Annotated in this window: 15 protein-coding genes and 1 tRNA gene; 10 read left to right on the forward strand and 6 right to left on the reverse strand. The window is 74.6% G+C overall.

The window, feature by feature from the left end; genetic code table 11:
• Positions 1–70 precede the first annotated feature (70 nt).
• A complete protein-coding gene (locus ACI79L_RS04445; RefSeq protein ID WP_456935610.1) occupies positions 71–238 on the forward strand; it encodes a hypothetical protein in 168 nt (55 codons plus the stop codon).
• 55 nt (positions 239–293) lie between these two features.
• Here the strand turns inward: ACI79L_RS04445 and ACI79L_RS04450 are convergent.
• The 5 genes from ACI79L_RS04450 to ACI79L_RS04470 form a co-directional block, all read right to left on the reverse strand.
• A tRNA-Ser gene (locus tag ACI79L_RS04450) sits at positions 294–381 on the reverse strand.
• A gap of 10 nt (positions 382–391) precedes the next feature.
• Entirely contained in the window at positions 392–880 is a 489-nt protein-coding gene (locus tag ACI79L_RS04455; protein ID WP_456935611.1) for a nucleoside deaminase, read from the reverse strand.
• Positions 877–1,539 carry an HAD-IA family hydrolase gene (locus ACI79L_RS04460; RefSeq protein ID WP_456935612.1) on the reverse strand — a complete coding sequence of 221 codons (663 nt, stop codon included), beginning with the start codon at positions 1,537–1,539 and terminating at the stop codon, positions 877–879. Before ACI79L_RS04460 ends, ACI79L_RS04455 begins: the two co-directional genes overlap by 4 nt.
• A complete protein-coding gene (locus tag ACI79L_RS04465; RefSeq protein WP_456935613.1) occupies positions 1,536–2,039 on the reverse strand; it encodes a tRNA adenosine deaminase-associated protein in 504 nt (167 codons plus the stop codon). The genes ACI79L_RS04460 and ACI79L_RS04465 overlap by 4 nt, the downstream gene beginning before the upstream one ends.
• Positions 2,036–2,743: an O-methyltransferase gene (locus ACI79L_RS04470; protein ID WP_456935614.1), complete on the reverse strand. Its 708-nt coding sequence runs from the start codon at positions 2,741–2,743 to the stop codon at positions 2,036–2,038. Before ACI79L_RS04470 ends, ACI79L_RS04465 begins: the two co-directional genes overlap by 4 nt.
• Between ACI79L_RS04470 and ACI79L_RS04475 the strand changes: the two genes are divergently transcribed.
• The 3 genes from ACI79L_RS04475 to ACI79L_RS04485 are packed head-to-tail and all read left to right on the forward strand — an operon-like array spanning position 2,742 to position 4,365.
• A complete protein-coding gene (locus ACI79L_RS04475) occupies positions 2,742–3,185 on the forward strand; it encodes a PaaI family thioesterase (RefSeq protein ID WP_456935615.1) in 444 nt (147 codons plus the stop codon). The genes ACI79L_RS04470 and ACI79L_RS04475 overlap by 2 nt on opposite strands.
• Positions 3,182–4,093 carry a prephenate dehydrogenase/arogenate dehydrogenase family protein gene (locus tag ACI79L_RS04480; RefSeq protein ID WP_456935616.1) on the forward strand — a complete coding sequence of 304 codons (912 nt, stop codon included), beginning with the start codon at positions 3,182–3,184 and terminating at the stop codon, positions 4,091–4,093. Before ACI79L_RS04475 ends, ACI79L_RS04480 begins: the two co-directional genes overlap by 4 nt.
• 38 nt (positions 4,094–4,131) lie before the next feature.
• Positions 4,132–4,365, forward strand: coding sequence for a DUF2630 family protein (locus ACI79L_RS04485; RefSeq protein WP_456928332.1), 234 nt, complete (start codon positions 4,132–4,134; stop codon positions 4,363–4,365).
• A gap of 75 nt (positions 4,366–4,440) precedes the next feature.
• On the opposite strand, the gene ACI79L_RS04490 is transcribed toward ACI79L_RS04485, so the two are convergent.
• Positions 4,441–5,676 carry a PucR family transcriptional regulator gene (locus ACI79L_RS04490; protein ID WP_456935617.1) on the reverse strand — a complete coding sequence of 412 codons (1,236 nt, stop codon included), beginning with the start codon at positions 5,674–5,676 and terminating at the stop codon, positions 4,441–4,443.
• Positions 5,677–5,934: 258 nt separating this feature from the next.
• On the opposite strand from ACI79L_RS04490, the gene ACI79L_RS04495 reads away from it, so the two are divergent.
• The 6 genes from ACI79L_RS04495 to ACI79L_RS04520 all read left to right on the forward strand — a co-directional run bounded on the left by ACI79L_RS04495 (position 5,935) and on the right by ACI79L_RS04520 (position 12,242).
• Positions 5,935–6,735: an ABC transporter ATP-binding protein gene (locus ACI79L_RS04495; RefSeq protein ID WP_456935618.1), complete on the forward strand. Its 801-nt coding sequence runs from the start codon at positions 5,935–5,937 to the stop codon at positions 6,733–6,735.
• Positions 6,728–7,540 (forward strand): ABC transporter ATP-binding protein, encoded by an 813-nt coding sequence (locus ACI79L_RS04500; protein ID WP_456935619.1) that lies wholly within the window; start codon positions 6,728–6,730, stop codon positions 7,538–7,540. The genes ACI79L_RS04495 and ACI79L_RS04500 overlap by 8 nt, the downstream gene beginning before the upstream one ends.
• Before the next feature lie 38 nt (positions 7,541–7,578).
• A complete protein-coding gene (locus ACI79L_RS04505; RefSeq protein ID WP_456935620.1) occupies positions 7,579–8,460 on the forward strand; it encodes a branched-chain amino acid ABC transporter permease in 882 nt (293 codons plus the stop codon).
• Between the two features lie 5 nt (positions 8,461–8,465).
• Positions 8,466–9,629 carry a branched-chain amino acid ABC transporter permease gene (locus ACI79L_RS04510; protein ID WP_456935621.1) on the forward strand — a complete coding sequence of 388 codons (1,164 nt, stop codon included), beginning with the start codon at positions 8,466–8,468 and terminating at the stop codon, positions 9,627–9,629.
• Between the two features lie 113 nt (positions 9,630–9,742).
• Positions 9,743–11,083: an ABC transporter substrate-binding protein gene (locus ACI79L_RS04515; protein ID WP_456935622.1), complete on the forward strand. Its 1,341-nt coding sequence runs from the start codon at positions 9,743–9,745 to the stop codon at positions 11,081–11,083.
• 181 nt (positions 11,084–11,264) lie between these two features.
• A complete protein-coding gene (locus ACI79L_RS04520; protein ID WP_456935623.1) occupies positions 11,265–12,242 on the forward strand; it encodes a UDP-glucuronic acid decarboxylase family protein in 978 nt (325 codons plus the stop codon).
• Positions 12,243–12,378: the final 136 nt, after the last annotated feature.

The raw sequence follows: 12,378 nt of genomic DNA on the forward strand, positions 1-12,378 counted from the left end.
GCCCGGGCCGAGCGTGGTGGCGCGGGCGAGATTCTAAAACGCCGGCGAATTGTGGGGCCGGGGGGACGTGGTGAGGCGGGGCGCGGGCGGGCAGGGCGACGCCCGGGACGACGGGCTCACCGCGACCAGCCGGGTGGAGTTCGTGCGGGGCGGGGAGCGCGTGGTGGAGACGCACGCGGTGACGTTCGTCCGCGGGGACGACGGGGAGCTGCTGGTCGACCTCGACGTCGTGGCCTGACCCGGGAGACGACGACGGCGGCGCCCCGTCGCGGGGCGCCGCCGTCGGATCCTGCTGGCGGTGGCGGTGGGATTTGAACCCACGGAGGCTTGCACCTCACACGCTTTCGAGGCGTGCTCCTTCGGCCGCTCGGACACGCCACCGCCGAAGAGACTACAGGGCCCGCTTCCGGCGGAAGAACGCACGTAGGAGTGTCGCGCTCTCCTCGGCCCGGACCCCGCCGGTGACCTGCGGCCGGTGGTTGAGCCGGCGGTCGCGGACCACGTCCCACAGCGACCCGGCGGCACCGGCCTTGGGGTCGTCGGCGCCGTAGACGACGCGCGCCACCCGGGCCAGCACGCTGGCGCCGGCGCACATCGTGCACGGCTCGAGCGTGACGACGAGCGTCGCGCCGGTCAGCCGCCAGCCGTCGCCGTGCACCGCGGCCGCGGCGCGCAGCGCGAGCACCTCGGCGTGCGCCGTCGGGTCGCCCCGCTTCTCGCGCTCGTTGGCCGCCTCGGCGAGCACCGCGCCGTCCGGTCCCAGGACGACGGCGCCGATCGGGGTGTCACCCCACTCCTGCGCGGCGACGGCGAGCTGCAGCGCGCGGACCATCGCCGCGTCGACGACGTCGCCGGGCAGGACGCCGGCGGGGGCGCTCACGTCCGGGTGCCGGCCAGCGGGAGACCGACCAGCGCGGACAGCTCGGCGAGCGCGGTCGCGGGGTCGGCGACCTTGACCGTGTGCATGCCCAGCGCCCGGGCCGGCTTGAGGTTGATGCCCAGGTCGTCGAGGTAGGCGCAGTCGGAGAACGCGAGGTCGCGGCCGGTGGCCTCGTTGAGCCGGGCCAGCGCCCGCCGGTAGATCTCCGGCTCGGGCTTGCGCACGCCCTCGACCGAGGACTCGACGACGGCGTCGAAGAGGTCGAGCAGCTCGGCCAGCCGCCCGGTGCGCTCCATCGGCGCGACGTTGTTCGACAGCATCCCCAGCGGCAGGCCCGCGGCCCGCAGCGTCCGCACCGCCTCCACCATCTGCGGGCGGATCTCCCCGGACAGCGCGGCCAGCACCCGCCGGGCGTCCACCCGGTGGCCGGCGGCCAGCGCCTCGGCCTCGAAGGTGTCGACGAACCCCTCGGCGTCGAGCTCGTTGCGCTCGTACCGGGCCCAGGCGTTGGTGTCGGGATCGGTGCTGTTGAGCCGCCGGATCAGGCCCTCGGGCAGGCCGGCCTCGACCTCGTAGGCCGCGAAGGCGAGCATCGGGCTCTCGGTGATGACCCCGCCGAGGTCGAACACGACGGCGGTCGCGGTCGCGGTCGCGCTCACGCCCGCACCGCCGCGGCCAGCTCGTCGGCGAAGCCCAGCCGGGTGGCGATCCGCGCGACCATCTCGTCGGCCCACAGGTCGTCGGCGGTCACGATCGGGCGCAGCTCGTCCGCGGGCAGTCCGTCGTCTGCGAACACGTCCAGGTCCCCTCCCGGCCATCCGGTCTCGTCGTCGTCGAAGGCGCCGTCCTCGTCGACGGCGATCCCGTAGCGCTCGACCACCTCGGCGCCGAGCACCCACTCCTGCATGGTCGCGTCCGAGATCAGTGCCCGCACCATGCCCCCGGGGCCGTGCCGGAGCACGACGAAGTACAGCCGCGAGTCGACGACGACGACGAACGGCCCCGGCCACTCCTCCGCACCGGGGTCGCCCAGCGCCCGCTCGAGGACCGGCAGCTCGTCGGAGGCGTCGGCGGCCAGCAGCTCCACCCGCCAGCGGCCGCCGCGGCGGGCGACCCGCACCGCCCAGCTCGGCGGGGCGGCCGTCTCCGGGGCGCTCACCGGACCCGCAGCACGGTCAGGCCGTCGGCCAGCGGCAGCAGCACGGTCTCGAAGCGGGGGTCGGTGGCCAGCGCGGCGTTGAGGTCGGCCAGCACGCGGTCCTCGTCGTTCTCGGGCGCCAGCACGCGGCCGTTGCGCAGGGTGTTGTCCAGCAGCACGACCCCGCCGGGCCGCATCCGCGGGTGCAGCTCCTCGACGTAGGCGGGGTAGCCGCCCTTGTCCGCGTCGACGAAGGCCAGGTCGAACACCGGCTCGGCGGGGACCGCGCGCAGCAGGTCCAGCGCCTCCCCCAGCCGCAGCTCCACCCGGTCGGCGACGCCGGCCCGCTCCCAGTACCGGCGGGCGATCGCCGTCCACTCCTCGCTGCGGTCCAGGCACAGCAGCGAGCCGCCCTCGGCCAGGCCGCGGGCGATGCACAGGGCGGAGAACCCGGTGAAGGTGCCGATCTCGACCGCCCGGCGGACGCCGAGCGCGGCGGTGAGCAGCCGCATGAGCACGCCCTGCTCGACGGCGATCTGGAAGGTGGCCGGGACCTCGCCCCGGTCGGCCAGCGCGGCGGTCTCGGCGACCAGCGCGGCGGCCACCTCGTCCAGGGGCTCGGAGCTGGCCCGCACGTAGTCCGACACCTCCTGCGACAGGAGGAACGACCGCGGGGTCATGCCGGAGGCCGGGAGCGCGGGGAGTGCGGCATAGCCTCTGATCATGGCCGATCCCGCCCCCGCCGACGGAGCCGAGGTCGACGCCGCGCTGTTCGCGCAGCTGGCCGCCGACCCGCTCGCGGAACTGCTCGGCATCGAGCTCGAGGAGGTGCGGCCGGGGTACGCGCGGGCGGCCATGACCGTCGGCCCGCGGCTGCTCAACGCCGTCGGCACCGCGCACGGCGGCGCGACGATGGCGCTGCTCGACGTCGTCCACGCGGCGGTGAGCAACAGCCACGGCACGGTGGCCGTCGCGCAGGACGTGCACACCGAGTTCCTGGTCGCGGGCCGGCCCGGGGAGCGGCTGGTGGCCGAGGGCAGCGAGCTGCACCGCGGCGGCCGCACCGCCGTCTACCGGATCGACGCCCGCGGGGAGGACGGGCGGCTGGTGGCCACCGCGCTGGCCCGCGTCTTCCGCACCGACCGGCCCTGGGGGGCGCCGGCATGAGCCTCCCGGTCCCGACGATGCCGGCGCCGCCGGTCGGGGTGGTGGGCCTGGGGCAGCTGGGCGGGTCCCTGGCGGCCGCGCTGGTCGCCGCCGGCCGCGAGGTGTCCGGGTGGGACGTCGACCCGGCCGCGCGCGAGGCGGCCGCGGCCCGCGGCGTGCGGGTCACCCGCGAGCTCGGCGGCGTCGTCGTCCTCGCCGTCCCCCTGCCGGCGATGGCCACGGCCCTCGACGGCCTGGACGTCGAGCCCGCCGCCACCGTCACCGACCTCGGCTCGGTGAAGGTCCCGGTGCTCGCCTCGGTGGGGGCGGCGCTCGGCGGCCGGTTCGTCGGCGGGCACCCGATGGCCGGGACCGAGCGGTCCGGGCACGGGGCGACCGACCCCGGCCTGTTCCGCGGCGCGCGCTGGGCGCTGTGCCTGGAGCCGGGGACCGAGCTGCCGCGCTGGCTGCGCGCCGCCGAGGTGGCCCTCGACGCCGGCGCCGAGGTGGTGCCGGTGACCGCCGCCGAGCACGACGACGCCGTCGCCGCGGTCAGCCACGTGCCCCACCTGCTCGCCGCCGCGCTCGCCGCCGCGGCGGGTGACGCGGGCCCGCTGGCGCTCGGGCTGGCGGCCGGCAGCTTCCGCGACGGCACCCGGGTGATCGGCAGCGACCCGGCGTTCGTCACCGCGATGGTCGAGGGCAACGCCGGGCCGACGGCGGCCGCGCTGGCGCGGGTGCGCGCGCAGCTGGACCGCCCCTGGCCGGAGCTGGTCGCCGCCGGGCACGCGGTGCGCAGCGCGCTCCCCGGGCGCCGGCCGGTCCGCGTCCCGCTCGACCGGGTGGCGCTGCTGGCCCTGGGCCGGGCCGGCGGCGCGGTGACCCGGCGGCTGGCCGCGTTCGTCGAGGGCTGGGTCCCCGAGCGCTGACCGGTTACGCCGGCGGGACCTCGGGCAGAGTGGCGGGCATGGACGACAGCGAGATCCGCAGCCGCATCGACGCACTGGTCGAGGAGGAGCACCGGCTCCGCGAGAGCGGGGACCACACCGCCGAGCAGCGCACCCGGCTCCGTCAGGTCGAGGAGGAGCGGGACCAGCTCTGGGACCTGGTCCGCCAGCGGGACGCCAAGCGGCAGTACGACGAGGACCCGGACACCGCCGAGGTGCGCCCGAGGTCCGAGGTCGAGGGGTACCTGCAGTAGTCGAAGGACCCCCTCGCCCCCCCACCGCTCGCAGGCTCGCGGCGGGCCCCTGCGAGGGGCCGTTCCAGCACGTCGCTAGGCGGAGTCGCGGACCGGCCGGCGGTGCCCGGCGTCGTGGTGGCCGGTGCCCAGCAGGGCCAGCTGCCACAGCAGCCGGGCCCGCGGGTCGGTGAGCTTGCGGCCGGTCACCGACTCGATCCGCCGCAGCCGGTGCATGACCGTGTTGCGGTGGCAGTACAAGAGGTCGGCCGCGCGCGTCGGTGAGCCGTCGGCGTCGAGGAAGGCCGACAGCGTCTCCAGCAGCACCTCGCGCTCGTCCCCGGGCAGCTCGAGCAGCCGGCCGAGGGTCTGGCCGACCAGCCGCGAGGCGATCTCCGGGGAGTTGCTCAGCAGCGCCTCCGGCAGCCGGTCGTCGATGGTGACCACCCGGGCGGCGTCCTCGGGCAGGGTGCGCGCGGCGGTCTCGGCCAGCCGGTAGGCGCCGGCCACGGCCGCCGCGCCCTCGACGACGGAGGACACCCCGACCGGCCCGGTGGCCACGGCACCGAGCCAGGCCAGCAGCTCCGGCAGCCGGCGGGTCCCCATCGCCACCACGCCGACCGCGGCCTGCGACCGGGTGGCCCACGCCGAGCGGATGCCGCGCTTGAGCAGCGCCGATGTCGGTTCGAGGAACGCGTCCCCCTCCTCGCCGGCCGGCGCGACGACGACCACCAGCCGGCCGGCCAGCGGCACCGACAGCAGGTCGGCGGCGGTGCGGGCGTAGGCCGGGTCCCCGCCGCGGCCGTCGAGCAGCCCGTCGAGCAGCCGCTGGCGCTCGGCGGCGTCGAGCCCCGAGCGGCGCCGCTCCTCGTCCCGGTAGCCCTCCGCGGCGGCGCTGCAGCCGCGGTCGTTGGTGCGCCACAGCGAGCCCGCGACCTCGAGCAGCAGCCCGTCGTCGTGCCGGTCGCCCTGGCGGGACAGCGCGACCAGCGCCTCCCAGGTGATCTGGCCGCCGAGCCGGTAGGCGCGCAGTACGGCCTCCAGCGGGATGCCCTGCGCGGCCCGCAGCCGGCCGACGGCGCGGGCCCCCTCCGCGTGGCTCTGGTGGTAGGCCGCGGGGACGTCGGGCCGCAGGCCGCGGACGCCGACCTCGAGGTTGCGCCGCAGCGTCGCGCGCATCTGCTGGTCGCCCCCGAGCAGGGCCTCGCGGTAGGCGGGCTCGGTCTCGACCAGGACCTCCACCATCCGGTCGGTCAGCTCGTCGAGCCGGTCCAGCAGCGCCGGGACCAGTTCGGCGAGGCGCTCCTCCACACCCCAGGGGGCAGTCCGCACGCGCTCACCTCCTGTGTTCATCGCACAGAGCACAACACGCGGCTCCGATCACTGTGCGGTGCGCCCATTGTGACGGTCCTCACCGGCCAGCAGAGTCAAACGGACGTAGCCGTGACCCAATCGTCGCCCCTCGGGCGGCGGTCGGCAGCGCGGCGACCTCCCCGACGCAGAGGAGACGTGGGCACCTTGGCGCAGCCGCCGGAAACCGCAGGCAGCAGCACCCGGCACCAGGACCGATCGCCCACCGCCCGGCTCGAGATGACCGGGATCAGCGTCGCCTTCGGCGGCGTGAAGGCCCTCACCGACGTGTCGCTGACCGTCGAGCCGGGTCAGGTGCACGGGCTCATCGGCCCCAACGGCGCCGGCAAGACGACGATGTTCAACGTGGCCTGCGGGCTGGTCCGCGCCACCGAGGGCCGGATCGTGTGGCGCGGCCAGGAGCTGCGGCGGCTGCGGCCGAACCAGCTCGCGAAGCTCGGCATCGCGCGCACCCTGCAGGGCGTGGGCCTGTTCCCCGGCCTGACGGTGCTCGAGAACGTGATGGTCGGCGCGCACAAGCACGCCCGCGCCGGCTTCTTCTCCGCGCTGTTCGCGATCCCGACCTCCGACAAGGACGACGCCCGGCTGCGCGAGCGGGCCACGGCCGCCCTCACCGAGCTGGACGCCGAGGGCTACGCCGGCCGCTACCCCGGCAGCCTCCCGTACCCGGTGCAGAAGCGGGTCGCGCTGGCCCGCGCGCTGGTCTCCGAGCCCGAGCTGCTGCTGCTCGACGAGCCGGCCTCCGGCCTCAGCGAGGACGAGATGCACGAGCTGGGCGAGCTCATCCAGCACCTGAGCGGCCGGATGAGCGTCCTGCTGGTCGAGCACCACATGGACCTGGTCATGCGGGTGTGCGACCAGATCACCGTCCTGGACTCCGGCCAGCTGATCGCCGCCGGCACCCCGGAGCAGGTGCAGAACGACCCGGCGGTCACCGAGGCCTACCTCGGCGACGCCGTCGACGACACGACCGACGCCAGCGAGCTGGCCGCGACCGACGGGGGGACGACCCGTGGCTGAGGCGCACGGCAGCACGGCGGCAGGCACCGCCGGCAGCACCGCCGGGACCGGCCTGACCAAGGGCGCGGCGGCCCCCGCCGGCGGCGCGGCGACCGCCACCGCGGTCCTCGAGGTCGAGGGCCTGTCGGCCTCCTACGGCCCGGTCAAGGCGCTCGACGGCGTGACCCTGCGCGCCGAGCAGGGCCGGATCACCGCGGTGCTCGGGGCCAACGGCGCGGGCAAGACGACGCTGCTGCGCACGATCAGCGGCCTGGTCCGGCCCACCGCCGGCCGGGTGACCCTCAACGGCGAGGACGTCACCCGCGCCCCGGTCGAGGCCATGGTCACCAAGGGCATGGCGCACGTGCCCGAGGGGCGCGGCGTCATCGCCGAGCTCACCGTCGACGAGAACCTGCGGGTCGGCTCGCTGTTCCGCGGCAAGGTGGCGCAGGACGAGTTCGACCGCGTCTACGACCTCTTCCCGCGGATCCGGGAGCGGCGCAACCAGACGGCGCACACGCTGTCCGGCGGCGAGCGGCAGATGCTCGTCATCGGCCGCGCGCTGCTGGCCCGGCCGAAGGTCCTGCTGCTCGACGAGCCGTCCCTGGGCCTGGCCCCGCGGATCGTGGCGCAGATCTTCGGGCTGGTCCGCCACCTGGTCGACACCGAGGGCCTCTCGGTGCTGCTGGTCGAGCAGAACGCACGCAGCGCGCTGTCGGTGGCCGACACCGGCGTCGTGCTGAACCTGGGCCGGGTCGTGGTCACCGACGACGCCGCCCGGCTCGCCGGCGACGAGGACCTCCGGCACGCCTACCTCGGCTTCTAGACCCCGCTCCCCCGCAGCACCAGGAAGGCAGCCCCCACGTGCGAGAGTTCGTCAACCTCACCCTCGGCGGGGTGATCAACGGAGCGGTCTACGCGGCGTTCGCCCTGGCCCTCGTGCTCATCTGGCGGTCCACCCGGATCGTCAACTTCGCGCAGGGCGCGATGGCCGCGCTCACCACCTTCATCGCCCTCGCCCTGATCGAGAACGGCCAGTCCTACTGGGTCGGTCTCGTCGTCGCCCTGCTGGCCGGCCTGCTCATCGGCGCGGTCGTCGAGCGGGTCGTCATCCGCCCGGTCGAGGGCGGGCCGGAGCTCAACGCGGTCATCGTCACCCTGGGTCTGTTCATCGCGATCCAGGCGCTGATCTCGGTCCTCTTCGGCGTGAACCAGCGGGCCTTCGTCCCGCCGTTCTCGAACATCGGCTTCACCGTCGGGGACTCGAACCTGGCGCTGAGCCCGAACACCGTGTTCACCCTCCTCGCGGTGCTGGCGGTCATGGCCGGCCTGACCGCCCTGTTCCGGTTCACCCGCGTCGGCCTGGCCATGCGCGCCTCGGCCTTCGGCCAGGAGGTCGCCCGGCTGCTCGGCGTCCGGGTCGGCCGGATGCTCACCCTCGGCTGGGCGCTGGCCGCCGTCGTCGGCTCGCTGGCCGGCATGCTCATCGCCGCCGAGACCGCCTTCGTCACCCCGACGTTCATGGACTCGCTGATCGTGTTCGGCTTCGTCGCCGCGGTGCTCGGCGGGCTGGACTCGCCGGTCGGCGCCGTCGTCGGCGGGCTGCTGCTCGGCCTGCTGCTGAGCTACGTCCGCGGCTACGTGGCCGACGAGCTGGTCGGCCTGGCCGCCCTCGTCGTCCTCGTGGTCGTCCTGCTCGTGCGGCCCGGCGGCCTCTTCTCGACCACCCAGACCCGGAGGGCGTGAGCGGCATGAGCGACCTGCAGACCCCCGCATCCCCGCCGCAGGCCGGCGCCGCGTCGTCCGACGCGCCGTCGCTCGCCACCGCCGCGGCCGACGCGAGCTCGGCCCAGGCCACCGGCGGCCGCACGTTCCTGCCGCGCAACACCCTGCTGCGGCACCTGGTCGTGCTCGTCATCGGCGCCGTCCTCGCGGTGCTGCTGCTCGAGTCCACCGACCTCGGCTTCAACGCCCAGATCGGCTACGTGGCCTACTACGCCATCGCGGCCGGCGGGCTGACGGTGCTGACCGGCCTCAACGGGCAGATCTCCCTCGGCCACGGCGCGCTCATGGCCGTGGGCGGCTACACCACCGCGCTGCTGCTCGACGCCGAGGAGCCGCTGCCGCTGGCCGTGGTCTTCCTCATCGCGGTGGCGCTCACCTCGATCGTCGGCGCGATCGTCGGTGTGGCCGCGGCCCGCCTGCACGGCCCCTACCTGGCCGGCGCGACGCTCGCCCTCGCCGTCGGCCTGCCCGGCCTGGCGCTGTACTTCTCCGACACCCTCGGCGGCGAGCAGGGCCTGACGGTCTCCACCCCGGACCGGCCGGACTGGTTCGTCGAGACGATCCGCACCCTGTCGGGCAACTCGGCGTCGGGCGTGAAGTGGATCGCCTACATCGCCGTCGCCTGCCTGCTGATCACCTTCTTCCTGCTGGCCAACCTCATGCGCAGCCGGGTCGGGCGGACGTGGCGCGCGGTGCGCGACCAGGAGGTCGCCGCCGAGCTGGCCGGCATCAACCTGGGCGCCTGGCGGGTGACCGCGTTCGTCGTCAGCGCCGCGGCCGCGGGCCTGGCCGGCGCGGTGCTCGCGCTCGTCGTCCGGCTCACCGCGCCGACGGCGTTCACCATCGTCCTGTCGCTGTCCCTGCTGACCGCGATCGTCATCGGCGGTCTGGGCAGTCTCTTCGGCGCGCTGATCGGCTCGGCGCTGCTGGTCTTCCTGCCGCGCTACCTCCGCGACCTCGGGGAGTCCTTCGACATGGACGCCGCCCAGGCCGCCGAGATCTCCTACGTCGTCTACGGCGTGATCCTCATCCTGGTCATGCTCTTCGCCCCCGCGGGGCTGGTCGGCTCCATCCGGCTGGCCTGGATGAAGCAGCGCGCGCGGCGCAGCGCCGCCCGCGCCAGGGGGTGACGAGCCGGGACCCGACGGCTGTCCCCCACCCCGGCCAGCGGCCGCACCTCCGCTTCCCCACCCCCCATAAGACCCCCGGGCGACGGCGCCCGGGTCCCTCCAGAGGAGAACCCTTGACACGATCCTCACGACGCCTCGTCAGCTTCGTGGCCGCGGCGACCGTCGCCACCACCCTGGCCGCCTGCGGCGGCGGGGACTCCGGTGGCGGCGGTGGTGGCGGCAGCGAGGAGAACGAGGCCTCGGACGTCGGCATCACCGAGGACACGATCAAGCTGGGTGCGCACTACCCGCTGACCGGTGTCGCGGCGCCCGGCTACAGCGAGATCCCGACCGGCGTCCAGGCGTACTTCGACTACGTCAACGCCAACGGCGGGGTCAACGGCCGGCAGATCGAGTTCGTCTACCGGGACGACGCCTACAACCCGACCAACACCAGCCAGGTCGTGAACCAGCTCGTCCTCGAGGACGAGGTCTTCGCGCTCATGTCGGGCCTCGGCACGCCGACCCACAACGCGGTCACCGACTTCCTCAACAGCGAGGGCGTGCCCGACCTGTTCGTGTCGTCGGGCTCCCGGCTGTGGGACGACGTCGAGGAGAAGCCGTACACCTTCGGCTGGCAGCCCGACTACGAGATCGAGGCCAAGATCATCGGCCAGTACGTGGCCGAGAACTACCCCGACGCCAAGGTCGGCCTGTTCCTGCAGGCCGACGACCTCGGCGAGGACGGCGCCGCCGGTGCCCGGCGGTACCTCGAGGACCAGATCGTCGCCGAGGAGACCTACGTCCCCGGCAACACCGACGTCCGTCCGCAGATCTCGGCCCTGCAGGCCGCCGGCGCGGACCTCGTCCTGGGCTTCAACGTGCCCAGCTACACCGCGCTGTCGCAGCTGACCGCGCTGCAGCTGGGCTACCGGCCGCAGTGGTTCTACTCGAACATCGGCTCGGACCCGCAGCTGGTCGGCTCGCTGCTGGCCCGCTTCTCCGAGGGCCAGGTGAGCGACGCCAGCCTGCTCGACGGCGTCCTGACCACCGAGTACATCCCCACGGTCGACCAGCCGGACAACCCCTGGATCCAGCTGTTCCAGCGGGTCTGGGACGAGTCCGGCCAGGAGGGCGAGCTCAGCAACTACCGGGTCTACGGCATGTCGCAGGCCTACACGATGGTGCAGGCCCTGCAGGCCGCCGGCCAGAACCCGACGCGTGACGACCTCGTCGCCGCCGTCGAGCAGGCCGGCTCCGAGTGGCAGGGGCCGGGCTTCGCGCCCTTCCGCTTCTCGGAGGACCGCCACGCCGGCTACAGCGGCATGTCGGTCAGCCGGATCGTCGGCGAGGGCTCGGAGGACCTGACCCCCGTGCTCGTCACCGACAACGGCGACGCCGAGATCGAGGAGTACGACGGCGAGGCCGCCACCCCGCCGGAGAACGGCATCCCGGAGGAGGAGCCGATCAACTGACCGGGTCTCCCCGGCGCACGGCAGCGGGCCGTCGATCCCCTCGCGGGGGTCGGCGGCCCGTTCGCCGTCCCGGATGACCTCGCGAGAACACTCAGCTCCCGAAGTGTCGGCAGTTGATCTCCGGGTAGGGCTCCGCGCAGACCCCTGTCCGGGGGGACGACGGCGAGACGAGGAGCACGGCATGGTGCACGCGGCGCGGACGATCCGGCGGGCGGTGGTGACCGGCGGGGCCGGGTTCCTCGGCTCCCACCTGTGCGAGCACCTGCTCGACCGCGGCGTCGAGGTCGTGTGCCTCGACAACTTCCTCACCGGCTCGCCCGAGAACGTCGTCCACCTCATGGAGCACCCCGGTTTCCGCCTGGTGCGCTGCGACGTCACCGACTTCGTGCACGTCCCCGGCCCCGTCGACCTGGTGCTGCACTTCGCCTCGCCGGCGAGCCCCCTGGACTACCTGAGGATGCCGATCGAGACGCTCAAGGTCGGCAGCCTGGGCACCCTGCACACCCTGGGCCTGGCCCACGAGAAGGGCGCCCGCTACGTGCTGGCCTCCACCTCGGAGGTCTACGGGGACCCGCTGGTGCACCCCCAGCCCGAGGAGTACTGGGGCAACGTCAACCCGGTGGGCCCGCGCGGCGTCTACGACGAGGCCAAGCGGTTCAGCGAGGCGATGACCACCGCCTACCGCACCTCCAAGGGCACCGACACCGCCATCGTGCGGATCTTCAACACCTACGGGCCGCGCATGCGCCCCGACGACGGCCGGGCCATCCCCGCCTTCGTCGGTCAGGCACTGGCCGGGCGGCCGCTGACCGTGGCCGGAGACGGCTCGCAGACCCGCTCGATCTGCTACGTCGACGACACCGTCCGCGGCGTCCTCGCGCTGGCCTGCTCGGACCAGCCCGGCCCGGTGAACGTCGGCAACCCCGACGAGCTGTCGATGCTCCGGCTGGCGCAGTGGGTCATCGAGCTCACCGGCTCGTCGTCGGGGATCGAGTACATCGACCTGCCCGTCGACGACCCGAAGGTCCGCCGGCCCGACACCCGCCGGGCCGAGGAGCTGCTCGGCTGGCGGCCCACGGTCCCCTCCGAGGAGGGCCTGCGCCGCACGGTGGCCTGGTTCGCCGAGCAGCGGGAGGCCGCCGCGCTGCGCGCCGGCTGAGCCCGCCGGGTGTCCTGGGCCACTTCTCCGCGGGGCCCCTCCTCCGTGTCCTGATTCACGTTTACATTGGGGCAGGCGGCTAGGGGGCACGCCGAGGAACCGGACACTGACGGAGAGACATCGATGGGCCGCCACG

The sequence above is a fragment of the Geodermatophilus sp. SYSU D00684 genome, from assembly GCF_054050455.1.

Coding starts and splice junctions, on each gene's coding strand:
- ACI79L_RS04475 (WP_456935615.1), top strand. CDS start 2,742: ATGGCCGATCCCGCCCCCGCCGACGGAGCCGAGGTCGACGCCGCGCTG.
- ACI79L_RS04470 (WP_456935614.1), bottom strand. CDS start 2,743: ATGATCAGAGGCTATGCCGCACTCCCCGCGCTCCCGGCCTCCGGCATG.
- ACI79L_RS04480 (WP_456935616.1), top strand. CDS start 3,182: ATGAGCCTCCCGGTCCCGACGATGCCGGCGCCGCCGGTCGGGGTGGTG.
- ACI79L_RS04485 (WP_456928332.1), top strand. CDS start 4,132: ATGGACGACAGCGAGATCCGCAGCCGCATCGACGCACTGGTCGAGGAG.
- ACI79L_RS04495 (WP_456935618.1), top strand. CDS start 5,935: ATGACCGGGATCAGCGTCGCCTTCGGCGGCGTGAAGGCCCTCACCGAC.
- ACI79L_RS04510 (WP_456935621.1), top strand. CDS start 8,466: ATGAGCGACCTGCAGACCCCCGCATCCCCGCCGCAGGCCGGCGCCGCG.
- ACI79L_RS04520 (WP_456935623.1), top strand. CDS start 11,265: ATGGTGCACGCGGCGCGGACGATCCGGCGGGCGGTGGTGACCGGCGGG.